This is a genomic window from Streptomyces sp. SID13726, assembly GCF_010548375.1.
GTDB lineage: Bacteria > Actinomycetota > Actinomycetes > Streptomycetales > Streptomycetaceae > Streptomyces.
On record NZ_JAAGLY010000018.1, the window covers coordinates 45,425 to 69,679 of the forward strand.

Below are 24,255 nucleotides of genomic sequence, written 5' to 3' on the forward strand. Positions count from 1 at the left end.
GACACAGCATCCGCGGCTGTCCCCCATGCACTTTCCCACCCTCATGAACTCAGCACGGGAGCAGAATTCATGCCGTACAAAGACAAGGGCCGTCTGACGATCGAGGATCGCGGTGCCGTCCTGATCGTCCGCGTCGACGGCGGCCCGCACCAGGAGTTCGGCCTCGACATCGCCCGTCAGCTGGACAAACTGGTGACCCGGGTCGACCGCGATCCGAAGATCCGTGCCGTCGTGTTCACCGGGGCCCATCCCGAGCGGTTCGTCAGCCATGCCGCGGTCCGGTGGCTGCAGGAAGAGGGCGCCGCGAGCCCCACGGTCGGCCGGCGCGGTGCCGCGGCCGTCGTACGCATGGCGAAGCACGTGGACCGGTCCCGTCTCCTGGGGCCTGTGATGCGCAGGACCCCGATGCGCGGGGCCCTGCAGCTGGAACGTCTGCACACGACCTTCCTCAGGATGAACGCCAGCGGCGTCCTGTTCGTCGGCGCCCTGAACGGTTCGGCTCTCGGTCTCGGTGCCGAGTTCGCCTGGGCGTGCGATCTGCGGGTCATGGCCGACGGGGACTTCTTCATCGGCCAGCCGGAGATCCTCCTCGGGATCATCCCGGGCGGCGGCGGCACCCAGCGGCTGACCCGCCTCATCGGTACGCACCGGTCCCTGGCCGCGATCCTCGAGGGCAAGCCGTTCACACCCGCGGAGGCTCTTGCCAACGGGGCGGTCGACCAGGTCGTTCCGCAGGACAAGGTGCTCGCGCAGGCGGTGGAACTCGCGGAACGCTTCGGCAAGCGGTCGAAGGGGTCGGTCGCGGCCGCCAAGAGGTCGGTGTACTTCGGCGGTTCGATGTCACTGGAGGACGGCCTGCACGTCGAACGCGCCGAGTTCTTCACCCGGGTCATGTCGAAGGAAGGGCAGCAACTGATGCTCGACTACATGGAGACGACGGACACCACCGGCGAGCTCCCGCTCTACCGGCCGGACACCTACGCGCAGGCGCTCGCCTCGGGCAGTGTGCCCGGGCACCGCTCGACGAACGGACGGTGAGCCGACGATGACCACCGGGCACTCCTTCACCCGTCACGACATCACGTTCCCCTCCGATGACAGCAGATGTGCGGGGTGGCTCTACCGCCCCACAGGCGTCTCCTCCCCGCCCGTCGTCGTGCTCGGGCACGGCCTGGGCGCTACCCGTGAGATGCGGCTGGACGCTTTCGCCGAGCGTTTCGCGCAGGCCGGCATCGCCGCCGTGGCGTTCACGTACCGGCACTTCGGCGACAGCGGCGGCCACCCGCGTCAACTCCTGTCGATCAAGCGGCAGCTCGCCGACTGGGATGCCGCCCTCGCCTACGTCAAGGCCCGCCCTGACGTCGACCGCACACGCGTCGCGGTGTGGGGCAGCTCCTTCGGTGGCGGCCACGCCATCACCGTCGCCTCGCGCCATCCCGAACTGCGCGCGGCCGTGGCCCAGTGCCCGTTCACCGACGGTCTCGCCTCCGCGCTCGCGCTCGGCCCGGGCGCTTCCCTCAGGATGACGCCCGTGCTCGCCCGGGATCTGGCGGCGAGACTGCGCGGCAAGGCGCCCGTGATGGTTCCCATCGCCGCCGCTCCCGGTTCACCGGCCCTCATGAACGCCTCGGACGCGCTGCCCGGGTACCAGGCGCTGCAGCCGGCCGGGACGACGTTCCGTAACGAGGTGGCGGCACGGGTGATTCCGACGATCGCCGGCTACCGGCCCGGGCGCGCGGCGAGGAAGGTCGCCATGCCGATTCTCTTCTGCGTCAGCGACACCGACTCGGTCACGCCCCCTGCCCAGACGCTCCGGTACGCGGCCACCGCGCCCCGGGGGGAGATCAAGCGGTACGACGCCGGCCACTTCGACTTCTACACCGGCGAGACCTTCGAGGAGCTGGTGCGCGACCAGATCGAGTTCCTCGTCCGCCAACTGCACCCGGCGCCCGCCGTGTCGACTCCGTAACCGGATTGCATCACACCGAGACAGGTACGCCTCGCCATGAATTTCGCTTCTCTGCCCGACCGCCGCGCCGAGCTCGACCCCCAGGGGGCCGCGGTCTCCGACGGGCAGCAGTCCCTCACCAATACGCAGTTGCTGAGCCGGGTCCGCATGGCGGCGCGTCAGCTCCAGGACCTCGGAATCGGCCCCGGTGACGTCGTGGCCCTCAAGCTAACCAACCGCGTCGAGTTCGTAGTCCTGCTGTTCGCCGCCTGGCGGCTCGGCGCCACCATCACACCGGTCAACCCGAGCATGACCGACGTCGAAGATGCCCGGCAGCTCCAGGACTCCGGTGCGCGCCTGCTGGTGGTCGAGGACGGTTCGTCCGCAGTGGCGCACGGCGTTGCCGTACTCTCCGTCGGCGCACTGTACGAAGGAACGGTGGAGCCGGATCAGGCACCGCTTCTGGACCCGGCCACGCTGGCTCTGCTCATCTACACCAGCGGTACGACCGGCGTGCCCAAGGGGGTGATGCTCGACCACGCCAACATCGACGCCATGGTGGAGATGGGGCGCCAGGCGTTGGAGGTCGGACCGGCCGACCGGTGCCTGCTGATCCTGCCGCTCTTCCACGTCAACGGCATCGTGGTCAGCGTGCTGATGCCGCTGCTCGTGGGCGCGAGCGTCGTCATCGCGGGCCGGTTCGATCCCCGCACCTTCTTCGACCTCGTCGAACAGGAGCGTCCCAGCTTCTTCAGCGCGGTGCCGACGATCTACAGCATGCTCGCGGCGCTCCCCGACGATGTCCGCCCCGACACCTCGTCCTTGCGCTTCGGAGTCTGCGGCGCGGCACCCGCCTCGGCCGATCTGCTGACCCGGTTCGAGGCCCGGTACGGGTTTCCGCTCGTCGAGGGGTACGGGCTGTCCGAAGGAACTTGCGGCTCCACCATCAATCCTGTGGCGGGCCCTCGACGGGCTGGAACCGTGGGGGTTGCCTTCCCCGGCCAGGAGATCCGGATCGTCGACGCCGACGGTGTCGAGGTGGCGCAGGGCGGTGACGGTGAGGTCGTCGTCCGGGGGGCCAATGTCATGCGTGGCTATCTGGGCCGTCCGGACGAAACGGCCAAGGTCATCGTCGACGGCTGGTTGCACACGGGCGACGTGGGCCGTCTCGACGCCGACGGCTATCTGACCCTGGTGGGGCGCTCGAAGGACATGATCATCCGGGGTGGGGAGAACATCTACCCCAAGGAGATCGAGGACGTGCTGACAGGCGACCCGTCGGTGCTCGAAGCCGCCGTGATCGGCGTGCCCGACGAGAAGTGGGGAGAGGTGGTGGTCGCCTACGTCCAGCCTCGGCCGGGTTCGGCTGTCGATCCCGGGGCGCTGAAGGCCCTCTGCACGTGCAGCCTCACCGGCTACAAGCGTCCGACCGCGTTCTTCGTGGTGGAAGCCATCCCGAAGAACGCGGTCGGAAAGATCGACAAAACCTCGCTGCGTGCCGGCCACACCGCCTTCTCGGCCCGGTCCTGATCAACGTGGGTGACTCGGCCCCCGGCTGAAGCCGGGGGCTGCTCGCTGTGCCGGAGTGGCATGCGACGGACCAGACCGGCCCGTCGCAAGGAGATGTGTGCGGGCATCCCCCCGTCTCCCGCCGAGGGGGTGTACGTCTGCGGGGTGGACGGCGACGACCCTCACCGCCGCCGCCCAGCCCAGTCGGTGTGCCCGTTCCCGGTTCAGAGATGGCCGAGGAGCCGCATCAGAGACCGCTGAGGAAGCCGAGGAGCTCCCTGTTGACTGCCTCGGGCTGCTCCTGCTGGATCCAGTGCCCGCAGTTGGCCAGGATGACCGATCCCCGCAGGTCCTGGACCTTCTCCCCGATCCGGGCGATCGCCTCCTGGCTCCAGATCGTCGCCACGTCGCGGTCTCCTCCTATGAAGAGCGCGGGCACGGTCACCGGCTTGCCCTGGTGCTCCCCGAGGACCTCCCAGTTCAGATCCATCGTCCGGTAGTAGCTCAGCGGGCCGGTCAGTCCACTGTGCTCCATCTCGGCCACGAGGAAGTCCACCTCCTCCTGGACGAGCCAGTCGGGCAGCTTGTCCGGCAGTTCCAGCCTGGCACCGAACTTCTCCGTCCGGGGCACGCACATGGCGCCCCGCACGAACTCCCGGAGGAATTCTGGCGGAAGCGACGTGAGGTCGACGCCGGCGAGCTCAGGGGGCAGGGGACGGTCCGCGGACAGGCTGTAGAGGCCGCTGATGACCCACGACCGCACGTCCTGCTCGATCTCCTGCTCCGCGACGTTGCCAGGCAGCGCGAAGTACTCCTGGTAGAACAGCATGTCGGGGCCCGCCAGCTCGCGGAAGACCTCACTCGGGCGACGCTCTCCGAACGGGTTGCCCGGCAGCGCCGCCTGGCCTCGCCCGCCGAACGGCACACTCAGTCCTACGACCCCGCGGAACACGTCGGGCCGGGTCCACGCCGAAGCCCACGCCACCGGGGATCCGTAGTCGTGGCCGATGATCACGGCGCTCGACTCGCCGAGCGCCTCGACCACTCCGACGCAGTCGGCGACCGACTCGGTGATGCGGTAGGCCGCTATGTCGGAGGGCTTGGACGAGCGCCCGTAGCCCCGCATGTCCATCGCCACGGCGCGGTAACCGGCGGCGGACAGCGCATCCATCTGGTGCCGCCACGAGTACCAGGACTCGGGGAATCCGTGGACCAGCAGGACGATGGGGCCGGACGTACCGGCGATCCGCAGGTGAATGCGCTGTCCGTTGACCCGGACGGTGCGCTCTTCCCAGTCAGAGAGGGGCATTGGCGGCCTCCGTGCTGCTCTTGTGTGATTGAACGTTTCTCCGGGGCGGCACGGTCCCGTCGTGCCGCCCCGGTTGAAGGGCGGTGCGGGCATCGGTTCACGTCACCTCGATACCCGCACCGCCGGTCCCGGTTACGCGTCGGTGAACTTGGCCGTCCCACCGGTGAGGTACTTGATGGGGGCCAGGCCCTGCGCCCGTGCGCAGTCCGCGGTCAGCTTCTGGACGGTGACGGCGTCGAGGACCGAGTGGAACTGGCCGTCGTCGGTGAAGCCGACGTTGGCGCCGTACACGATGAAGAGCACGACCGTGGGCTCGGTGGTGGTCTCCGGCACGGCGAAGGTGTGGACCGAAGAGGCGGGCTCGTAGAGGTACGACCCGGCGGTCTGCGGCTGGTCCGCGTACTCCTTGTAGATCCACTCCCCGCTCAGGGTGTAACCGTGCACGGGGCCGGTGTGGAGGTGGATGGGCAGCTCCACGCCGGGCGCGAAGGTTCCGAGGATGACCCACACCCCGATCTCGGGGTCAAGGAACAGGGGCTGGAAGTCGATGCCGGGGCCCAGGGAGTCCTTCAGGACGGGGATCTCGTTCACGTTGACCGTGAGCAGCTCGGTCTGCGGGAGCGAGACGACAGGGACCTTGTTGGCGGTCAGTTCTGCGGTCATGGCGGGTGCCTGCTTTCTCATGGTTGTCGCGGCCCGCCGAGGCGGGTCCCGCAGGCGGGAGGGCGGGGTCCCCGAAGTGGGGCCCGCCGTCAGCCGTGGGCGGGAAGGCGGCTCGGATGCGGATCAGCTCACGGAAGGACGATGATCTTGGCGTCCTTCTCCGGGTCGGACAGCCTCGCGAAAGCCTCGGGCACGTCGTCGAGTGCGACGCGACTGGTGATGAAGGCCTCGACCTGCAGCTCCCCGGAGGCGATGTGTCCCAGGGCCTGGGCGAACTCCTCGGGCGTGTAGGAGATACAGAAGGCCAGGTCGATCTCCTTCATGATCGCGAAGGTCGGGTAGAAGGTGTCCTGCACCATGCACAGGCCCGCGACGACGACCTTCGAGCAGGGCGCGGCTCCGGCCAGGATCTGCTGGATGATGCCGGGGACACCGACGCACTCGAAGATGACGGACGGACGCAGGCCCGCTCCTGGGAACATCGGGGTCTGGCGGCCCCACCGAGTCGGGTCGGAGGAGGCGGCGACCTCCTGCCACGACTCGTAGGGCGACGTCTCGCGCGGGTCGACCACGACGTCGGCGCCGAGGGCAACGGCCATCGCCCTGCGCGACGGCGAGAAGTCGGACGCCACGATCGGGCCGATGCCCCGCATCTTCAGGACCGCGATCACCGCGAGCCCGATGGGGCCGCAGCCGATCACGAGCGGCACGTCGTCGGCTCCCAGGCCGCCGCGGTTGACGGCGTGCAGAGCGACCGCGAGCGGTTCCGCGAGGGTGGCGATGTCGTCGGGCACGTGGTCGGGCACCGGAACGAGCAGGTCCTCCGACAGGAGCATGTACTCGGCGTACGCACCCGGGGTTCCGGGGCCCCCGAAGCCGAGGGTGACGGGTTCCGGCCGCAGCAGGAACGGTACCGAGACGACGCGGCTGCCGGGGGCGAGCGTCTCGCGGCAGCCGGGACCGTACTCGACGATCTCGGCGCAGAATTCGTGGCCGAGGACGACCGGTTCGTCCAGCTTGAACAGCTCTACTCCCGCTGCCTCCTTGGCGCTGTCCAACAGCTGGGCGCCATGGGTGACGCAGTGCAGGTCACTGCCGCAGATCCCCGCCGCAAGGACCTTGACGAGGGCCTCCCCGGGGCCGGGCTGCGGGAGCGGCGCCTCGACCACCTCGAGCCCGCTGTTGATCATGACGACTGCCTTCATCGACATGAGATGCTCCTCGCGCCGGCGTCGCAGCGACCGCTGGCGACGAGGGTTTGTCCTGCATGAACGTGGTTTTGCATGGCTCTGTCTGCTTCCTCGAAGACGGAGATCGTCACGCTGGCGAGGTGACGCCGATGAGGATGCTGGCACCGAGTGAAGCTCTGAAACTTGTCTTGATGCGACTAATAGTTGACACTTGGTGACTGTGACCAGCCTGATCCGTGGTCTCGCGCTCCTCAATGTCGCGGAGCTGGTATCCAGTCTCGGCGGCAACCCCGACGCGCTCATGCGCGCGCACGGCGTCGACCCTGGAGCCGCAGGCGACTACGACACGTTTCTTCCGTACCCCTCGGTGGCCGCCGTGATCGGGGACGCGGCCCAGGAGCTCGACTGCCCCGATTTCGGGATGCGCCTGGCCCGCAGGCAGGGCATCCGGATGCTGGGCCCCGTCGCGGTCATCATCCGCAACGCGGAAACGGTGGAGGCTGCGATCGACGGGGTCTCCCGGTGCCTGCACCACCTCGCACCCCCCGACTCCACAGAGCTGATCCGTGAGCCGGACGCGGCAATTTTCACGTTCTCGACCAACCTTCGACGGCTCGCTCATCGCGACCAGATGGTCGAGAAGGGCCTCGGCATCGCGATGGACGCCTTCCGGTTGATGCTCGGGGAGAGCTTCGTTCCGCTCCGGGTCACACTGCAGCACCGCCGCATAGCGCCCATGGCGAGCTATCGCGAGATGTTCGGGTGTCCCGTCGAGTTCGAGCAGGAGATGAACTCCATCCACCTGCCTCCGCACTCGTTGCACCAGTCGATCCGCGGTCGGGACGCGGCCGCACTGGCCCTGGCCGAGAACTACCTCGCCGGCATACGGCCCGACCTGGCGGTCGCCGATCACGTGCGCGGCATGACCCAGCGGCTTCTGGTCGTCAACCATGCCGACCTGGTCGCGATCGCGAGGGCGATGTCCCTGCACCCGCGGGTGCTCCAGCGCAGGCTGGCCGAGTCGGGCACGTCCTTCGAAGAGATCCTCGACGACGTGCGGCGCGACATGGCATGGGACCTCTCCGCCACCGGCATGCAGATCTCCCGGATCGCGACCATGCTCGGCTACTCCGAGACCAGCAGCTACACGCGAGCCTGTCGGCGGTGGTACGGCGAAACACCCAGACAACTGCGCGCACGCCGGCAGAGCACGCCAGAGTCCGCGCCTACCCGGCAGTCTTGAATCCTCGGTGCAGGAGGGCCGACTCCGCACTCGGGTCAATCGCCGTGACCCTGCTGAGCATCGACGGCAAAGGCGCGTTCAAGCAGGCCCTCCGGCCCTCCGGATCGGTGACGCCGTCACCTCCGCGCCCCATGACACCGGCCTCGACGTGATCGTGCCGGGCCCACCGATCGCCCTGCTGTGGATTGCGGAGACGATCAGTTCGAGCTGTGCCTCACCACATCGGGCGCCGCTGCCCCCTCCGTAGACTTCCATCATGGAACGGAAGAGCTTTCAGGACATGAGCTGCCCGGTCGCGCTGGCGCTGGAACGGGTCGGCGAGTGGTGGAGCATCCTCATCCTGCGCGACGCGACCCATGGCATCACCCGGTTCGACGGGTTCCAGAAGAGCCTGGGCATCTCACCGAACTCTCTGACCCGCCGGCTCGGCGCGCTCGTCGAGGCCGGCCTGCTCGAGCGCCGCCGCTACAGCGAGCACCCTCCGCGGGACGAGTACGTCCTGACCGAGGCCGGCCAGGCATTCCGCCCGGTTCTCATCGCCCTGTACGCCTTCGGCATCGACCACTTCCCCCCGGCGGCGCCGAATGTGCGCGTGGTGGACAAGGTGTCAGGCACGGACATCGATCCACTGCTGATCGACCGTACGACTGGCCACCCCGCGGACGAGGAGCACACCACGTTCCTGCCGGGACCGTCCGCGGACAACCGGCTCCGAGCCGTGCTGGAGCGGAGGAACCAGCAGGTCTCGTGAGCCCACGGTGACGACCATCACCACAACCAGTCACTTGCATGATGGTAGTGACTCTCCTAGTGTGAGCCCCTCAGCCCGCAAACGAGCGTGAGCACGTGGGCGGCTGGCTCGGATCAGATGGCCGAGCACCGCTCCACCGGCCGCCGCCGAGGCGGGGGCAGTCACACGACGAGGTGTGCCATGAGCGCTTCAGCAGGCGGCCGAGCCGTCCAACAACACCGCGCAGCGATCACGTCGAGCCGCCGAAGTGATCGATTACCGCTCGACCCGAGTGAACAGCTCACCCCCACCGAGCAGTTGTTTCCAGCGGGCACCGGAAGAGCCGTCACCACGGATGCCCGGGTCCAGCCCTGGTCGGCTCTCGGCGATCAGTACCACGCGCTGACTCGGAACCACTCGGGCAGCGTTTGTCTGCGCCCCTCCCGAGCTCGCCGAACAACGCGCCGATCCCGATCGAGCACGCGGTCGACCGTGAGACACCTCGCTCCCCCGCAGTGACCGACAAGACCGATACCGGTGCTGCTGCGGGGCCGGACCGCTGGGCGATCAGCTGATCGGCGGACAACCGTTGGACACCTCCGGCGAGAACACCGTCTGGCTGTCGCTGTCCCTCACCCATACCTGACGGACGAGCCCGTCGGCACCCGCCCGGGACCACCGGTCGTGGAGTTACCCCGTGCTCTGCTGACGTTGCGGGTCCCCCGTGGACAGTCCTGTTCTTAAGCGAACCCCCTTGCATGGGGCTTCCGCGACACCAAGCCCGAACTACAGCACCCCCTGAGGGCCATCAGCCGACCGGAGAGACCGTGCCTGCCGTACTCGTCCATGGCGTCCCGGACACCTACCACGTGTGGGACGACGTCCTTGACCACCTGACGCGAACCGATGTCCTCACACTCGCACTGCCCGGCTTCGGATGCCCGGTGCCTGAAGGCTTCTCCTCCACCAAGGAGGAGTACGTCGACTGGATCACTGCCCGGCTGGAGGGACTCGGCAGCACGGTCGACCTCGTGGGCCATGACTGGGGCTGCGCCCTCACCGCCCGCGTCGCCTCGCTGCGTCCCGACCTGGTGAGGACCTGGGCCGACGGCGATGCCTCGGTCAGTGGTGCGGTCGAGTGGCACGACCTCGGGAAGATCTGGCAGACCCCCGAAGTCGGAGAGCAGTGGATGGCCGAGTTCGACGCGTCGGAGTTGAGCAAGCTGCTGCAGGCAAGCGGCGTGCCCGCCCATCGCGCCGGCCAGACCGCGAGCCGACTGGACGCCACGATGAAGGAGAGCATCCTTCGCCTCTACCGCTCTGCTGCCCACGTCGGGGCGGAGTGGGAGATCGGTCTGGCGAACCTCACGAGCCCCTCCCTCGTGTTCTGGGGCATCGCCGACCAGTTCGAGCCGGTGGAACGCGCCGACATTCTCGCAAAGAGCGTCAGGGCCACGAACGTTGTCCGGCTGGACAGCGGTCACTGGGGACCGGTCCAACGCCCGCGAGAACTCGCCGACGCACTGACACAGCACTGGGAAAGCGTCCGGGCCTAGCCATCGCCTACGGAGCGAGAGTGCCCGCCACCCACATGACCGGCGCGAACTGTGCCGCCCTCCCGCCTCTGCGAACTCCTGCCGCCATAGGAAGAGAGAGCCAATGTCCCGACTCGACAAAGTGACCGTCCTGGGCTCGGGTGTGCTCGGCGGACAGATCGCCTGGCACAGCGCGTTCAAGGGCAAGACCGTCACCGTGTACGACATCGCACCGGACGCCATTGAGCGCTGCCGGGCCGCGCACGACCAGTACGCCGGCGTCTACCTGTCGGACGTCGGCGCCGACGACGCGGACATCGCAGCCACGAGGCAGCGCCTGACCTACAGCACCGACCTGGCCGGCGCGGTCGCACAGGCGAACCTGGTGATCGAGGCGGTGCCGGAGATCCCGGAGGTCAAGACGGCCGTCTACAAGGAGGTGGCCGAGTTCCTGCCCCCTGACACCCTCGTCGCGACGAACTCCTCGACCTTCCTCCCCAGGGACTTCGCCTCGGCGACCGGCCGTCCGGAGAAGTTCTGCGCTCTCCACTTCTCCACCTCGCTCTGGGCGATGAACTTCACCGAGATCATGGCTCATCCCGGTACGACGCCGGAGACGCTCACCGAGGTGACGGAATTCGCCGTCGAGATCGGCATGATCCCGATCCCCGTCCGCAAGGAACAGAACGGCTACGTCGTCAACACATGGCTGGTTCCCTTCCTCAACGCCGCGCAGACCCTCGTGACGAACGGGATCGCCGCTCCCGAGGACGTGGACCGCACGTTCCTGTTCACCGGCGCCAGGTTCGGGCCGCTGGGAATGATGGACATGATCGGCATGAAGACGGTGCACGACGTCCTCTCCCACTGGGGCGGGGAGACCGGCGATGCGCAGATGAGCGCCAACGCCGACTACATCAAGAACAACTTCCTCGACCGCGGGCGGCTCGGACTGCAGACCGGCAAGGGCTACTACGACTATCCCGATCCGGCCTACCAGCGTCCCGGCTTCCTCGACGTCCCCCATATCTCGGTCGTTGCGGACCTCGTGTCCTCGATGTCGCCCATCGGAAGGAACATCTGACATGAGCAGAACCCCTGCGGCGAGCCCCGCACTCACGCACGTCGACGTGATGATCGTCGGCGCCGGTCTCACCGGCATCGACCTGGGCTACCACGTGAAGACCAAGCAGCCGGACAAGACCTTCGCGATCATCGACGGCCGCGACGCGATCGGCGGAACCTGGGACCTGTTCCGCTACCCCGGCCTGCGGTCGGACGCCGACATGCAGGCCTTCGGCTTCGGATTCAAGCCGTGGACCAAGGACAACTCGATCGCCGACGCCCACGAAATCCTCGACTACCTGAACGAGGCGATCGCGGAGAACGACCTCGCCCGGCACATCCACCTCGGGCACAAGGTGCTCGGCGCCGACTTCTCCTCCGCCGAGGCGCGTTGGACCGTCTCCGTCGAGCGCACGAGTGACGGCAAGCGGTTCGACGTCACCTGCGGCGTGCTGCTCTCCGCCGCCGGGTACTACGACTATGCCGGCGGGTACACCCCGCATTTCGAGGGGCGCGAGGACTTCCATGGTCCGATCGTCCACCCGCAGCAGTGGCCGGAGGACCTGGACTACACGGGCAAGAAGGTCGTCGTCATCGGCAGCGGAGCCACGGCTGTGACGCTGCTTCCCGCGATGGCCGACAAGGCCGGCCACGTCACGATGCTCCAGCGCTCACCGTCGTACGTGCTGCCCGCGCCGCGCCGCGACCCGATCGCCAACGCCTTGCTCCGGCTGCTGCCCGAGACCCTCGGGTGGCGGACCGCCCAGCGGTTCAGCATCAACCGCCAGAAGCTCATCTACGGCTTCAGCCGACGCTTCCCGACGCTGACGCGCCGTCTGATCCGGAAGGTCAACGCGGGCGCCCTTCCCGAGGGCTACGCGGTCGACACCCACTTCAACCCGAAGTACCAGCCGTGGGACCAACGGTTGTGTGTGGTCCCCGACTCGGACATGTTCAAGGCCATCTCCAGCGGTGCGGCGTCGGTGGTCACCGATCGCATCGTGCGGTTCACCGAGCGGGGCATCCTGCTCGAGTCGGGCAGCGAGCTCGAGGCCGACGTCATCGTCACCGCCACCGGACTGAAGATGCTCCCGTTCGGCGGGATCGCCCTGCAGGTCGACGGGCGACCGGTGGACCTCACCGACCGCCTCATGTACAAGTCGATGATGGTCAGCGGCGTACCCAACTTCGCTTTCGTCATCGGCTACACCAACAACGCGTGGACGCTGAAGGTCGACCTGGTCGCCGATCACGTGTGCCGGCTGCTCGCCCACATGGACCGGCACGGCTACGCCACCGTCACACCGGTCACCGACGACCCGTCGCTCATCCGGCGGCCGTTCCTCGACATGGACACGGGATACGTCAACCGGGGAGCGCACCTGTTCCCGAAGCAGGGCTCGCACGGGCCCTGGACGGTGGACCAGAGCTACACCAAGGACCGGGCCAGGCTGCGCACCGTCGAGGACGCCGCTCTGAAGTTCACCGCCGCCGTGGTGAACACGACGGCACCCCCCAGAAAAGCGGCGGCATGAGCACTCCCGCCTTCGTCTCCGTCAACGGCCGGCTCACGCGCGTCCGCGTCGAGGGCGACCCCGCCGACCCACCCGTGCTCCTGTTGCACGGCATCGGCCGCAGTCTCGAGGACTGGGCACCGCAGTACCCTCTCCTGTCCCGCGCCCACCGGGTGATCGCCCTCGACCTTCCCGGCTTCGGGTTCTCCGCCCGCGCCGTCGAGCCCACCACGCTGGAGGTGCTCGCCCGCGGAGTGATCGAGACTCTGGATGTGCTGGGCGAGCGGCGGCCGCTGTACGCGGTCGGCAACTCCCTCGGTGGCGCGATCGCCCAGCAGTTGCTCGTCCTCGCTCCGGAACGAGTGGCCGGGCTGGTGCTGGTCAACAGCGCCGGGTTCGGCCCCGAGGTCGCGCTGCCGCTGCGGCTGCTCGCCGTCCCCGCCCTCGGCCGCCTCGCCACCCGACGCACCACCCGCGCCGGTGCACGGATGGCCGAGCGCCTGCTCGTCGTCGACCCGGCACTAGCCACCAAGGAACGGATCGACCACGCCTTGGCCATCGCCCGCCGACCCGATCCGGGCGCCGTGATGCTCGAGACCCTGCGAGCACTCGCCACCGCGCGCGGCACCAAGCCCGGCTGGCAGGCGGAGCTGTCCGCCGCCGTGGTGAAGCACCCCCGCCCCACTCTGGTCATCTGGGGCGACCGCGACCGGGTCCTGCCTGTCCATCATCTGGAGGCCGCACGCCGACTCCTCCCCCACGCCGAATCCCAGCTCTTCACCGGGATCGGTCACATGCCGCAGATCGAGTGCCCCGACGAGTTCGCCTCCCGTGTCCTGACGTTTCTCGCCGATTCGGAACGTGTCGTCAGCACCTCGCCCCAGAGCTCGGCGACCACGCCCTGATCGCTCCGATCACCACACGAGAAATGGAGGACCTTTCATGGTTTTCGCCAGCCCGTTCCCGGACGTGCACATTCCCCAGGTGAATGTGTTCGACCTCCTGTTCAGAGACTTCAGCCAGACGGATCTGGACCGGGTCGCGCTCCTCGATACCGCCGACGGCACCCGGACCACCTACCGGGAGCTGATCGGACGGATCAACGTGACGGCCGGCGCGCTGGCCGCTCGCGGTATCGGCGCCGGGGGCGTGGTGGGCCTCCTGGCACCGAACTCGTCCCTGTTCGCCGTGGCCTTTCACGGCATTCTGCGGGCCGGCGCCACCGCGACCACCATCAACGCGTTGTTCACCGCGCAGGACATCGCCAAGCAGCTCACCGACGCGAACGCGAAGATGCTGATCACCGTCAAGGCGCTGCTGCCGCAGGCGCAGGAGGCGGCGCAGACCGTAGGGATAGCGCAGGAGAACCTCATCGTCCTGGACGGCGACGGGCAGGCCGCGACCGGCCACGCGAACGCCGACGACCTGTTCGCCCTGAACGCCCCGGCACCCGAGGTCGACTTCGATCCCGCCACGCACCTGGCGGTACTGCCCTACAGTTCCGGAACCACCGGCAACCCCAAGGGCGTCATGCTCACCCACCAAAACCTGGTGGCCAACATGGCGCAGATCCGCCCGCTGTTCGCGATGAGCCCCGAGGACAAGATCCTCGCGGTGCTGCCGTTCTTCCACATCTACGGCATGACCGTGCTGCTCAACGCCGCCTTGCAGGCGCGAGCCACACTGGTCATCATGCCCCGATTCGATCTGACCGCGTTCCTGGACACCATTCAGGGACACCGGATCACCTACGGCTTCATCGCCCCGCCGGTCGCGCTGGCGCTGGCCAAGCATCCTCTGGTCGACCAGTACGACCTGTCGTCACTGCGCGTCATCCTGTCCGGCGCCGCACCGCTGGACGCCGAACTCGGGGCCGCCGTGGCCGAGCGGTTGGACGTGCGGGTGACCCAGGGCTTCGGCATGAGTGAGCTGAGCCCGGTCAGCCACTGCATGCCCGTGGACGGCGGCCAGGAACAGTTCGGTGAGGCCGCGCCGCTCAACTCCTGTGGATGGCCCGTCCCCAACACGATCAACAAGATCGTCGACCCCTCGACCGGAAACGAAGTCCCCTACCCCACAGAAGGGCTGAGCGAGCCCGGCGAGTTGTGGGTCAAGGGACCGAACGTCATGACCGGCTATCTGGGCAACCAGGAAGCGACCATTGCCACCATCGACGCCGAGGGGTTCCTGCACACGGGCGACCTCGCTCAAGTCGACGCCGCCGGCCGGGTGTTCATCGTCGACCGGCTCAAGGAACTGATCAAGTACAAGGGCTACCAGGTCCCGCCCGCCGAACTCGAAGCCCTGCTGCTGACCCACCCGGCCATCACCGACACCGCGGTCATCGGGGTCACCGACGACGACGGCGAGGAAATCCCCAAGGCCTTCGTCGTCCGCCGGCCCGGCACCGATCTCACCGCGGACGAGGTCATCGAGTTCGTCGCGCGCCGGGTCGCCCCGTACAAGAAGGTCCGACGGGTCGAGTTCATCGACGTCATCCCCAAGTCCGCGTCGGGCAAGATCCTCCGCAAGGACCTGCGCTCCCCGACCGGGTGACACACGGTCGGGGACCAGAGGGGACGGGGCTCACTGCGCGGCTCTGTGGCGGGCCGCCCCGAAGTGTCGTCCCCCGAGCGCGGCGACAGGCCGGGAAGTGCCTTGCCGGTGCTCTGCTCAAACCGCAGATCAGGCGTTGCCGCCCCGGGGCAGAAGCGCCTCGCCGAGCAGGCGCCAGTACGGCATCGCGGACTCGCCCGGCTCGATCCCGATCACCTGCACCGCGACGTGATCGGCGCCGGCCTCGACATGAGCTCGGAGCTTCTCGACGATGGTGTCCAGGTCGCCCCAGAACACAAGGTCGTCGACGATGCGGTCGGCGCCACCGGCGATCTCCTCCTCCGAGTAGCCCAGCCGGAGGAACTTCGCGACGTTGTAGGGGGTGTTCAGATAGATGTGCAGATGTTGCCGGGCGATCGCGCGGGCCTTGTCGGGGTCGGACTCGAACAGCACCGCGTGCTCGACGGCCAGGAAGGCGTCCGGTCCGAGGATCTCCCGCGCCTGTGCGGTGTGCGCCACGTTGACGTGATAGGTCTGCGCGCCGGCGGTGCGTTCGCCGGCCAGTTCGAGCATTTTGGGCCCGTACGCGGCCATGATGCGGCGCATCGGAGTCTTCGGCAGGGGGTTGGGCGTCCGGGTCTGGAGTGCGTCCATCTCGTCGAGGTACGCGGTCATAGCCGCCAGCGGCTTGGTCCCCGGCCCCTGTCCGCCGCCGAATCCCAGACCGAGCACATGCCGGTCGGGGTAGGCGTCGGCCAGCAGGAGGCCGGCGCCGTACGCCCATTGGGCTCCGCGTGACCAGATCTGCGCAATGCCGTTGACGACACGCAGCTGATCGGTGCAGGAGAGCAGATAGCCCGCGTGCGTGAACGCGTCGCGCCCGAGCAGCTCGGGAATCCACAGCGCCCGCCAGCCCTGCTCCTCGAGTTCCTGGACCGACTCGCGTATCCGCGCCGCCGGCTGGACCTCGAAGTCGAAGGTGTAGACCCCGAACTTCCCGAGATCCAGACCGTCAATGCTGCCCATAAACATCTCCTCGTGTACGCGGTCGAGCACATCGTCCGCTTGCAGTAGACAGACCTGTCTGTTAACTTACATCCCATGAACACCACGGCCAAGCGACGCCCGGCCCGGGATCGCATTCTCGAAACCGCCAGCAAGCTGTTCTACGCCCATGGCATCCATGCCGTGGGAGTGGACCGGCTGGTCGCCGAGTCGGGAGTCGCCAAGGCCACGCTGTACGCGCACTTCCCCAGCAAGGACGACGTGGTCGCCGCCTACCTGCGAGGGATGGACGACGACTGGCGGCGCCACCTGCGCTCCGCGGCGCTCGCGGCCGGAGAGGACCCGCGTGAACAGCTCTTCGGCATCTTCGTCGCGCTGGAAAAGACGGCACGAGAGGGCCGGCTGGGCTGTGCGTTCATCAGCGCGGTGGCGGAATACGAGCCCGGCAGCGCCGTTCACGACGTCGCCGCCGAGCACAAGCGCACCGTCCGGGCCTGGGTGCGCGGCCTGGCCGCCGCGGCCGGGGCCGCGGATCCCGACACGCTCTCATTCCAGCTGACGCTGCTCATCGACGGCACACTGGCGGCGACACGCGTCGAACACGCCGGCGTCACCGCCGAGGCCGCCAAGCAGGCGGCACGCGCCCTGCTCGACGCCGCCTGCCCCCGATAGTTCCTGGAGCTGGTCGTTCGCGGCTCGCTCCCGCACCTGCAAACAGACTTCTGCGTTCACTAAACAGACCTTTCTGTACACCATACCCGGAGCACCACCTCCCCACCGAAGGGACTTGATCCACATGTCCGAGCAGACCCTGCCCACCACCGCACGCGCCTGGCACCTGGACGCCCGTCCGGCGGGCATACCGGTCCCGTCCGACTTCTCGCTGCGTGAGGTGGAGCTCCCCACGCCCGGCCCGGGGCAGCTCCTGGTCGCCAACGAGTACCTCTCGGTCGACCCCTACATGCGCGGCCGGATGAGCGACAAGAAGTCCTACATCGAGCCCTACGAGGTCGATGCACCGCTGGACGGCCCCGCGGTCGGCCGCGTCCTGGCGTCCAACGCTGAGGGTTTCGCGCCCGGCGACCACGTGGTGCACGTCCTGGGCTGGCGCGACCACGCGGTCCTCGACGCGGCGACCGCCCAGAAGGTTGACCCGAATCTGGCGCCCCTCACCGCCTACCTGGGCGTGCTCGGCGTCACCGGCCTCACCGCGTACATCGGGCTCGAACGGTTCGCGAAGATCAAGGAGGGCGACACAGTCTTCGTCTCCGGCGCGGCCGGCGCGGTCGGCAGCGTGGCCGGCCAGATCGCCAAGCTGAAGGGCGCCGGACGCGTGATCGGCAGCGCGGGCTCGGACGACAAGGTCAAGCTGCTGGTCCAGGAGTACGGCTACGACGCGGCGTTCAACTACAAGAACGGGCCGGTCGCCGAGCAGCTGGCCCAGGCGGCGCCCGACGGCATCGACGTCTTCTTCGACAACGTCGGCGGCGAGCACCTGGAGGCGGCGATCGGCGCACTCAAGCTGCACGCACGGATCGTCCTGAGCGGCATGGTCTCCCAGTACAACGACGAGAAGGTCGTGGGACCGCGCAACCTGTGGAACCTGTCCGTGACGCGTTCGGACATCCTGGCGTTCATGTTCAGCGAGGAGCTGGATCTCCAGCCGGACTTCGTCCGCGAGGTCGGCGGCTGGCTTGCCACGGGCAAGCTCCACTACCGCGAGACCGTGAAGGAAGGCCTCGACAACACCCTCGACGCCTTCCTCGCGATGATGCGGGGCGAGAACGTCGGAAAGATGATCGTCAAGCTCTGAACCTGCCGCCCAGGCAGCTGACCGAGGGCCCACCGAGCACACGGCGGGCCCCTCCACGGCCACGAGCTCCCGCTCGGGCCCAGCGCGTCGTGCCGCAGTCCCGTTCGTCGCCCACCGCACCGCTTCCGACCCGACGGATCCCGCCTGTCCCCCGCCTCGCCGGCCCTGGCGCATCGTCCTCGGCAGAGCACGGACTGCGGCGGGCGACCGGGCACGGGCCTCGCCGGCCTCACGGGTGCGGTCGGCCCGAGATCCTTCCTTCCCACTGAGTGACCTGCTACCGGCCCGGCCCGGTTCTCGTACCGGCGCGACGACCAGACGCGCGCGAATCACCTCCCGTCCGCCCTTCCCGGCACAGGAAGCAGTGAGAAATGACAGGCAACACCGACAGTGACAGCGCCATCCGCCCGTTCCGCATCGACATCGCGCAGGCCGACCTGGACGACCTCCGCGACCGTCTCGGCCGCATCCGGCTGCCCGACGCGATCCCCGGCACGGGATGGGAGATGGGCGTCCCGGTCGACTATCTGACCGAGTTGGCCGCGTACTGGCGCACCACCTACGACTGGCGCGTCTGGGAGCGGCGGCTGAACAAACTGCCGCAGTTCACCACCACGATCGACGGCCAGAACATCCACTTCCTGCACGTACGCTCCCCCGAGGCCGACGCGACCCCGCTGGTCCTCACTCACGGCTGGCCCGGCTCGTTCCTCGAGTTCCTGGACGTCATCGGCCCCCTCACCGACCCTCGCGCGCACGGTGGCGACCCCGCCGACGCCTTCCACCTGGTCATCCCGTCCATCCCCGGCTTCGGGTTCTCCAACCCGGTCACCGAACGCGGCTGGGACCCCACCCGGGTGGCCGGTGCCTGGGCGCAGCTGATGGCCCGCCTCGGCTACGACCGCTACGGCGCCCAGGGCGGCGACTGGGGCTCGTTCGTCTCCAGGGCACTCGGCCTCGTCGACGCCGGCCACGTCATCGGCGTGCACGTCAACTTCCTGGAGACCGCCCCCTCCGGTATGCCCGGGGAGCTGGATCGCCTCAGTCCCGAGGAGCAGGCCCGGCTCGACCGCAACCTCCCACTCCAGGCCGACGGCGGCGGCTACTTCGCCCTCCAGGCGACCCGGCCGCAGACCATCGGGTTCGCGCTGGCCGACTCTCCGGCCGGGCAGCTCGCCTGGATCGCCGAGAAGTTCCAGGAATGGACCGACAATCCCACCGGTCGACCCGGGGGCGCAGTCGACCGCGACCGTGTGCTCACCGACGTCATGCTGTACTGGCTGACCAACAGCGCCGCCTCTTCGGCCCGCTTCTACTACGAGGTCACCCACTCCACGGTCTCCCCGGAGCGGTCACCCACCCCGCTGGGCGTCGCGGTCTTCCCGCACGACGTCCTGCCCATCCGCACCTTCGCCGAAAGCGCCGCCCACATCGTGCACTGGACCGAGTTCGACCGCGGCGGCCACTTCGCCGCCATGGAACAGCCCGAACTCCTCGTCGGCGACATCCGCGCCTTCTTCCGAGAACTGCCCCGCTGATCGACTCGACGACGCCTCCCGCCCGCGGACCATGGGCAGCTTCGAACCCTGTCCACAACAGCGTTTCTCCGGCGCAGCCCGCTTGCGATCACCGAGCCATCCCTCTTAAGATTATGACCATACTTCAATGACTCACTTCACCGGGAACCGTCCATGGACCTCTCCACCAGCACCGCCCTAGTGACCGGAGCCAACCGGGGCTTCGGCCGAGCCCTCGCCGCCGAACTTCTCAGCCGCGGCGCCACCGTCTACGCCGGCGCCCGCAACCCCGGTCAGGTCGACCTGCCCGGCGCGAAACCGATCGCGCTCGACATCACCGACCCCGCCTCCGTCGTCGCCGCCGCGGAGGCCACCGGCGACGTGACCGTCCTCATCAACAACGCGGGATCCTCCACCGGCGCCGACCTGCTCGCCGCCGACCTGGACGACATCCGCCTGGAGATGGACACGCACTACTTCGGCACCCTGTCGGTGGTCCGTGCGTTCGCACCCCAGATCGCGGCCAACGGCGGCGGAACGATCCTCAACATCCTGTCCGGCCTGTCCTGGGTCAGCTTCCCGGAGCTCGGCGCCTACAGCGCCGCCAAGTCCGCCGAGTGGTCGCTCACCAACGCCATGCGTGTGCAGCTCGCCGACCAGAACATCCGAGTCGCGGGACTGCACGTCGGCTACATGGACACCGACATGGTCCGTGACGTCGACGCCGCCAAGTCCGATCCGGCCGACATCGCCCGGATCGCCGTCGACGGCATCGCCGCCGGCGCCTACGAGATCCTCGCGGACAACGCCGCCCGCCAGGCGCAGGCGGCGCTGTCCGGAGGCGTCTCCGTGCTCTACCCGCAGCTCCCCTGAGGGCCGGCCACACAGCAATCCGCACCGAGCCGGTGGATGCCGGTGATCGCCACCGCACACCGTGCCCTCGCCCGCCGGCATCCGCGTCCATTGATCCATCGCCCAGCACGTCTGCCAAGGAAACGTCATGAACCAGCACAGCAAGCAACCGGCTCGGCGCGGCAACGCGGTATGGGCCGTGGTCATCACCAGCATCGCCGGATTCATCACCGCGCTCGACAACCTGATCGTCACCACCGCCCTCCCCTCCATCCGCAAGGACCTCGGCGGCGGCCTCGAAGACCTCGAATGGACCGTGAGCGCCTACACCCTCACCTTCGCGGTCCTGCTCATGTTCGGCGCCTCCCTCGGCGACCGCTTCGGCCGCCGCAGACTCTTCGCCATCGGACTCGCGATCTTCACTGCCGCCTCGGCCGCGGCCGCACTCGCCCCCGGCATGGGTGAACTGATCGCCGCCCGCGCCGCGCAGGGCGTGGGGGCCGCGATCGTGACGCCGCTGACGCTCACCCTGCTGGCAGCGGCCGTCCCCGCCGAGCGACGCGGCGCAGCCTTCGGCATCTGGGGCGCGGCCAGCGGCATAGCCGTCGCCACCGGACCGCTCATCGGCGGCACGCTCACCGAGCACCTCTCCTGGCAGTGGATCTTCTGGGTGAACGTCCCGATCGGCCTGGCGCTGATTCCCCTCGCCCTGCTGAGGCTGGACGAGAGCCACGGCCCGAACCCGAGCCTCGACCTGGCCGGAACAGTCCTGGCCAGCGGCGGCCTGTTCGGCATCGTGTACGCCCTGGTGCGCGGCAACGCCGACGGCTGGACCAGCACCCTGGTGCTGGGCGGCTTTATCGCGGGTACGGCTCTGCTCGTCGGCTTCGTCCTGTTCGAACTGCGGGCCGAGCACCCGATGCTGCCGATGAGGCTCTTCCGCCACCGTTCCTTCAGCGCCATCAACGCCGCCAGTCTGCTGATGTTCCTGGGCATGTTCGGGGCGATCTTCCTGCTCAGCCAGTACCTGCAGACCGTGGGCGGCTACTCGCCAATGGAGGCCGGCGTACGGATGCTGCCCTGGACCGCCATGCCCATGATCGCCGGACCGCTGGCCGGGGCCCTGTCCGACCGCATCGGCGGCGCTCCCGTCGTCACGGTGGGCATGGCCCTGAACGCGATAGGCCTCGGGCTCTGGGCACTGGCGGTCGAACCGCAGGTGTCGTACACCTCTCTGCTTCCGGCGCTGATCGTCTGCGGCATCGGCATGGGCATGTTCTTCGCCCCCAGCGCCAACCTCGTCATGAGCACCGTCCGCCCTCAGGAACAGGGCATCGCCTCCGGCGCCAACAACGCGATCCGCGAGGTCGGCGGCGCCGTCGGCGTCGCGTCGCTGGCGGCCGTCTTCTCCGCCCAGGGCGGCTACGGCTCCGCGTCGCTGTTCGTGGACGGACTGAGGCCCGCGCTCTGGGTCGGGGCCGGTGCCGTCGCCCTGGCCGCGGCCCTGGCGTTGCTGATGCCCCGACAGCACAAGGCCGATGAATCGGCCTCCGACCTCGGCGGCGAAATCCCGGCCGCCGTCTGATCCCGCGCCAGATTTCGAGGTTCGGGTGGCTTGTCGGTGGCGCCCCTGCCGATCCCGCCCACTGAGTCCCGGACGTCACCAACACCGCAGCAGTGATCGGCCTCGACCTACCGCACCAATTCACCGACGGACGACCAGAAGGAGTAGAGCGATGAGAGGCACAGTCACCATCATCGACAAGGGCAACGTGCGGGTGCACAGCTACATGGCTCCCGACACCGCCCTGAACGTAACCACCCAGCTGATCGAGACCCCGAGCCGGCTCATCGCGGTGGACGGCCAGGTCACGGTCGCGGACGCCGACGAGGTCGTCGAATACGCCAACGGGCTCGGCAAGCCGCTGGACCGGCTCATCATCACCCACGCGCACCCGGACCACTACCAGGGCGCACACCGCTTCAACGCACCCATCCACGCGCTGGCGGTCACCCGTGATGAGATGGCGGCACGGGGCGACCTCAAGGACCCGACCGGCATCCCGGTCCCGGCAGCAGAGACAGCCCCCACCGACCTGATCACCCCCGGCACCGAGGTCATCGACGGTGTCCCTTTCGTCTTCGAAGCCGTTTCCGGCGGTGAGACCACCGACCAGTTGCTGATCCGGCTGCCCGAACACGGCGTGCTGGTGGCACAGGACCTCATCTACCACCACACTCATGTGTTCGTCGGAAACAACGACATCGCCCGCTGGCAGGACATCCTGCAGGAGCTCGTCGACCCGGCTTACGACACGGTCCTGCCCGGACACGGGCTGCCCGCAGGACAGGCTGTTTTCGCCGAGATGGCCGAGTACCTGGAGGCCGCCCGCGAGCTCCTCGGCGACGACGGCGAGGCCTACAAGCAGGCCATCATCGAGCGCTTCCCCTCCTACGGAAGCCCATTCGTGATCGACATCGGCAACTACTACCTGTTCGGCACCCCCTTCTAGACCGGTGCAGATCGCGGGCCGTCGGCGGGCTACCGAAGAGTGCCGCAGCGCGGTAGTCCTCGATAGCCCGCCGCCCTCCCTGTTCGTGGACGGGCTCGTCCCCGCACTCTGGGTCAGAGCCGCGGTCGCCCGGTCGCGGCCCTGGCGCTGCTGATGCCCCGACAGCACACGCCGATAACCCGGCAACAGGCCTCGCCGCAGGGGACGCTCCGGCCGACGCCCTGATTGCTTTTGTGTCCGTCCTCAGGGTGAGCTCGACCGAAACCAACCCGCACTCGTGGGCACCTGATCGGTGCTCGGCCACTGGTGTCCGTCGGCCTTCGCTCCGGCGTTTTTGACCTGATTCCTCCCGCTTGGCGGGGTATCGGAGTCGCCGCCGGCGCAACTATGGCGGCGCTTGCCGCACTGGCGGAGGGTGCCTGTGCCCATGCCACCTCCCGGCCTCCCGCGGAGACACAACGGTTGTCACATGACACATCGAAGCCCTCGGGCCAGGGTCTCCGCCGTTCAGTCCCGCATCCGGAAGAGACGGGGCATTACGGTGATCGCGTGGACATCCGCGCTCTCGTATTCGATGTGTTCGGCACCGTCGTGGACTGGCGCTCCGGCGTCGCGCGCGACATCCGTCAGCTGGGATCCGGCGTGGACGCCGAGGCGTTCGCCGACGCCTGGCGCAGCCGGTACCTCCCGTCGATGGATCGGGTACGGGGTGGCGAGCTGCCCTGGACGAATCTCGACGACTTGCACCGGGCGTCACTCGACGAGCTGCTCGTCGAGTTCGAGGTGCCAGATGTGCCCGAGGACATGCGCACCGACCTTGTGCTCGCCTGGCACCGGCTCGATCCCTGGCCAGACTCAGTCCCTGGCCTGGAACAGCTGAAGAGGCGGTTCATCATTGCGTCGCTGTCCAATGGCAACGTCGCACTACTCGTGGACATGGCCAAGCACGGCAGGCTGCCCTGGGACACGGTGCTGTCCGCAGAGCTCTTCGGGCACTACAAGGGGGACCCCGAGGTCTATCTGGGCGCCGCGCGGCTGCTTGGACTCCAGCCTCAGCAGGTCATGATGGTCGCCGCGCACATCGACGACCTCGCCGCGGCTCGGGCGTGCGGCCTGCGCACCGCCTACGTACACCGTCCGCAGGAGTACGGCCCGGCGGCTGCCCCGCCACCGGTTACCGATCCGGAGGCCGACATCTCTGTGGACTCGATGACGGAACTGGCCGAGCGCCTGGACACCTGAAGGTCTTGCCGCAGACCAACCGGCACAACGGCACTGCAGGCTCAGTCCGTT

At 68.5% G+C, this 24,255-nt stretch carries 21 protein-coding genes; 17 read left to right on the forward strand and 4 right to left on the reverse strand.

Features of this window, described 5'->3' with window-relative positions; all coding sequences use genetic code 11:
• Window positions 1-69: 69 nt before the first annotated feature.
• Genes G3I78_RS52975 through G3I78_RS34660 form a run of 3 tightly spaced genes read left to right on the forward strand, consistent with a single transcriptional unit; the run spans window position 70 to window position 3,478 of the window.
• Window positions 70-1,038 (forward strand): enoyl-CoA hydratase/isomerase family protein, encoded by a 969-nt coding sequence (locus G3I78_RS52975; protein WP_164432066.1) that lies wholly within the window; start codon window positions 70-72, stop codon window positions 1,036-1,038.
• A gap of 7 nt (window positions 1,039-1,045) precedes the next feature.
• On the forward strand, window positions 1,046-1,969 hold the full coding sequence (locus G3I78_RS34655; protein WP_164432068.1) for an alpha/beta fold hydrolase: 924 nt from the start codon (window positions 1,046-1,048) through the stop codon (window positions 1,967-1,969).
• 36 nt (window positions 1,970-2,005) lie between these two features.
• Window positions 2,006-3,478: an AMP-binding protein gene (locus G3I78_RS34660; RefSeq protein WP_164432070.1), complete on the forward strand. Its 1,473-nt coding sequence runs from the start codon at window positions 2,006-2,008 to the stop codon at window positions 3,476-3,478.
• 226 nt (window positions 3,479-3,704) lie between these two features.
• Here the strand turns inward: G3I78_RS34660 and G3I78_RS34665 are convergent, their stop codons facing one another.
• The 3 genes from G3I78_RS34665 to G3I78_RS34675 form a co-directional block, all read right to left on the reverse strand.
• On the reverse strand, window positions 3,705-4,766 hold the full coding sequence (locus G3I78_RS34665) for an alpha/beta hydrolase (RefSeq protein ID WP_164432072.1): 1,062 nt from the start codon (window positions 4,764-4,766) through the stop codon (window positions 3,705-3,707).
• Window positions 4,767-4,898: 132 nt separating this feature from the next.
• On the reverse strand, window positions 4,899-5,429 hold the full coding sequence (locus G3I78_RS34670; protein ID WP_203615920.1) for a 2,4'-dihydroxyacetophenone dioxygenase family protein: 531 nt from the start codon (window positions 5,427-5,429) through the stop codon (window positions 4,899-4,901).
• A 128-nt stretch (window positions 5,430-5,557) separates the two neighbouring features.
• A complete protein-coding gene (locus tag G3I78_RS34675; RefSeq protein ID WP_203615921.1) occupies window positions 5,558-6,640 on the reverse strand; it encodes a zinc-binding dehydrogenase in 1,083 nt (360 codons plus the stop codon).
• 199 nt (window positions 6,641-6,839) lie between these two features.
• Between G3I78_RS34675 and G3I78_RS34680 the strand changes: the two genes are divergently transcribed.
• From G3I78_RS34680 to G3I78_RS34710, 7 genes are all read left to right on the forward strand, one after another.
• Complete coding sequence (locus G3I78_RS34680) at window positions 6,840-7,862, forward strand: AraC family transcriptional regulator (protein WP_164432076.1); 1,023 nt, start codon at window positions 6,840-6,842, stop codon at window positions 7,860-7,862.
• 256 nt (window positions 7,863-8,118) lie between these two features.
• A complete protein-coding gene (locus tag G3I78_RS34685) occupies window positions 8,119-8,613 on the forward strand; it encodes a helix-turn-helix domain-containing protein (RefSeq protein WP_164432078.1) in 495 nt (164 codons plus the stop codon).
• Between the two features lie 806 nt (window positions 8,614-9,419).
• Window positions 9,420-10,148, forward strand: coding sequence for an alpha/beta hydrolase (locus G3I78_RS34690; protein WP_343243934.1), 729 nt, complete (start codon window positions 9,420-9,422; stop codon window positions 10,146-10,148).
• Window positions 10,149-10,251: 103 nt separating this feature from the next.
• On the forward strand, window positions 10,252-11,211 hold the full coding sequence (locus tag G3I78_RS34695) for a 3-hydroxyacyl-CoA dehydrogenase (protein WP_164432082.1): 960 nt from the start codon (window positions 10,252-10,254) through the stop codon (window positions 11,209-11,211).
• Window position 11,212: 1 nt separating this feature from the next.
• Window positions 11,213-12,727 carry an NAD(P)/FAD-dependent oxidoreductase gene (locus G3I78_RS34700; RefSeq protein WP_164432084.1) on the forward strand — a complete coding sequence of 505 codons (1,515 nt, stop codon included), beginning with the start codon at window positions 11,213-11,215 and terminating at the stop codon, window positions 12,725-12,727.
• On the forward strand, window positions 12,724-13,611 hold the full coding sequence (locus G3I78_RS34705; protein WP_164432086.1) for an alpha/beta fold hydrolase: 888 nt from the start codon (window positions 12,724-12,726) through the stop codon (window positions 13,609-13,611). The genes G3I78_RS34700 and G3I78_RS34705 overlap by 4 nt, the downstream gene beginning before the upstream one ends.
• Window positions 13,612-13,648: 37 nt before the next feature.
• The gene (locus G3I78_RS34710) at window positions 13,649-15,262 is read left to right on the forward strand and encodes a 4-coumarate--CoA ligase family protein (protein ID WP_164432088.1); all 1,614 of its coding nucleotides are present in this window, start codon (window positions 13,649-13,651) and stop codon (window positions 15,260-15,262) included.
• Window positions 15,263-15,391: 129 nt separating this feature from the next.
• On the opposite strand, the gene G3I78_RS34715 is transcribed toward G3I78_RS34710, so the two are convergent.
• Window positions 15,392-16,288 carry a TIGR03620 family F420-dependent LLM class oxidoreductase gene (locus tag G3I78_RS34715; protein ID WP_203615922.1) on the reverse strand — a complete coding sequence of 299 codons (897 nt, stop codon included), beginning with the start codon at window positions 16,286-16,288 and terminating at the stop codon, window positions 15,392-15,394.
• Between the two features lie 75 nt (window positions 16,289-16,363).
• Between G3I78_RS34715 and G3I78_RS34720 the strand changes: the two genes are divergently transcribed.
• The 7 genes from G3I78_RS34720 to G3I78_RS34750 all read left to right on the forward strand — a co-directional run bounded on the left by G3I78_RS34720 (window position 16,364) and on the right by G3I78_RS34750 (window position 24,204).
• Window positions 16,364-16,939 (forward strand): TetR/AcrR family transcriptional regulator, encoded by a 576-nt coding sequence (locus G3I78_RS34720; protein WP_164432090.1) that lies wholly within the window; start codon window positions 16,364-16,366, stop codon window positions 16,937-16,939.
• A gap of 124 nt (window positions 16,940-17,063) precedes the next feature.
• Window positions 17,064-18,080 carry an NADP-dependent oxidoreductase gene (locus G3I78_RS34725; RefSeq protein WP_164432102.1) on the forward strand — a complete coding sequence of 339 codons (1,017 nt, stop codon included), beginning with the start codon at window positions 17,064-17,066 and terminating at the stop codon, window positions 18,078-18,080.
• 371 nt (window positions 18,081-18,451) lie between these two features.
• Window positions 18,452-19,618, forward strand: coding sequence for an epoxide hydrolase family protein (locus G3I78_RS34730; RefSeq protein WP_164432104.1), 1,167 nt, complete (start codon window positions 18,452-18,454; stop codon window positions 19,616-19,618).
• Window positions 19,619-19,771: 153 nt separating this feature from the next.
• Window positions 19,772-20,470 carry an SDR family oxidoreductase gene (locus G3I78_RS34735; RefSeq protein ID WP_164432106.1) on the forward strand — a complete coding sequence of 233 codons (699 nt, stop codon included), beginning with the start codon at window positions 19,772-19,774 and terminating at the stop codon, window positions 20,468-20,470.
• A gap of 127 nt (window positions 20,471-20,597) precedes the next feature.
• Window positions 20,598-22,034, forward strand: a complete 1,437-nt coding sequence (locus G3I78_RS34740) for a DHA2 family efflux MFS transporter permease subunit (protein ID WP_164432108.1) — start codon at window positions 20,598-20,600, stop codon at window positions 22,032-22,034.
• 151 nt (window positions 22,035-22,185) lie between these two features.
• The gene (locus G3I78_RS34745; protein ID WP_164432110.1) at window positions 22,186-22,962 is read left to right on the forward strand and encodes an MBL fold metallo-hydrolase; all 777 of its coding nucleotides are present in this window, start codon (window positions 22,186-22,188) and stop codon (window positions 22,960-22,962) included.
• A gap of 549 nt (window positions 22,963-23,511) precedes the next feature.
• On the forward strand, window positions 23,512-24,204 hold the full coding sequence (locus G3I78_RS34750; protein WP_203615923.1) for a haloacid dehalogenase type II: 693 nt from the start codon (window positions 23,512-23,514) through the stop codon (window positions 24,202-24,204).
• The last annotated feature ends 51 nt before the right edge of the window (window positions 24,205-24,255 follow it).

Bases quoted from the DNA above. Each gene is read 5' to 3' on its own strand.
- G3I78_RS52975 (WP_164432066.1), top strand. From the start codon at position 70: ATGCCGTACAAAGACAAGGGCCGTCTGACGATCGAGGATCGCGGTGCC.
- G3I78_RS34655 (WP_164432068.1), top strand. From the start codon at position 1,046: ATGACCACCGGGCACTCCTTCACCCGTCACGACATCACGTTCCCCTCC.
- G3I78_RS34660 (WP_164432070.1), top strand. From the start codon at position 2,006: ATGAATTTCGCTTCTCTGCCCGACCGCCGCGCCGAGCTCGACCCCCAG.
- G3I78_RS34665 (WP_164432072.1), bottom strand. From the start codon at position 4,766: ATGCCCCTCTCTGACTGGGAAGAGCGCACCGTCCGGGTCAACGGACAG.
- G3I78_RS34670 (WP_203615920.1), bottom strand. From the start codon at position 5,429: ATGACCGCAGAACTGACCGCCAACAAGGTCCCTGTCGTCTCGCTCCCG.
- G3I78_RS34675 (WP_203615921.1), bottom strand. From the start codon at position 6,640: ATGTCGATGAAGGCAGTCGTCATGATCAACAGCGGGCTCGAGGTGGTC.
- G3I78_RS34685 (WP_164432078.1), top strand. From the start codon at position 8,119: ATGGAACGGAAGAGCTTTCAGGACATGAGCTGCCCGGTCGCGCTGGCG.
- G3I78_RS34695 (WP_164432082.1), top strand. From the start codon at position 10,252: ATGTCCCGACTCGACAAAGTGACCGTCCTGGGCTCGGGTGTGCTCGGC.
- G3I78_RS34700 (WP_164432084.1), top strand. From the start codon at position 11,213: ATGAGCAGAACCCCTGCGGCGAGCCCCGCACTCACGCACGTCGACGTG.
- G3I78_RS34705 (WP_164432086.1), top strand. From the start codon at position 12,724: ATGAGCACTCCCGCCTTCGTCTCCGTCAACGGCCGGCTCACGCGCGTC.
- G3I78_RS34710 (WP_164432088.1), top strand. From the start codon at position 13,649: ATGGTTTTCGCCAGCCCGTTCCCGGACGTGCACATTCCCCAGGTGAAT.
- G3I78_RS34715 (WP_203615922.1), bottom strand. From the start codon at position 16,288: ATGGGCAGCATTGACGGTCTGGATCTCGGGAAGTTCGGGGTCTACACC.
- G3I78_RS34720 (WP_164432090.1), top strand. From the start codon at position 16,364: ATGAACACCACGGCCAAGCGACGCCCGGCCCGGGATCGCATTCTCGAA.
- G3I78_RS34725 (WP_164432102.1), top strand. From the start codon at position 17,064: ATGTCCGAGCAGACCCTGCCCACCACCGCACGCGCCTGGCACCTGGAC.
- G3I78_RS34730 (WP_164432104.1), top strand. From the start codon at position 18,452: ATGACAGGCAACACCGACAGTGACAGCGCCATCCGCCCGTTCCGCATC.
- G3I78_RS34735 (WP_164432106.1), top strand. From the start codon at position 19,772: ATGGACCTCTCCACCAGCACCGCCCTAGTGACCGGAGCCAACCGGGGC.
- G3I78_RS34740 (WP_164432108.1), top strand. From the start codon at position 20,598: ATGAACCAGCACAGCAAGCAACCGGCTCGGCGCGGCAACGCGGTATGG.
- G3I78_RS34745 (WP_164432110.1), top strand. From the start codon at position 22,186: ATGAGAGGCACAGTCACCATCATCGACAAGGGCAACGTGCGGGTGCAC.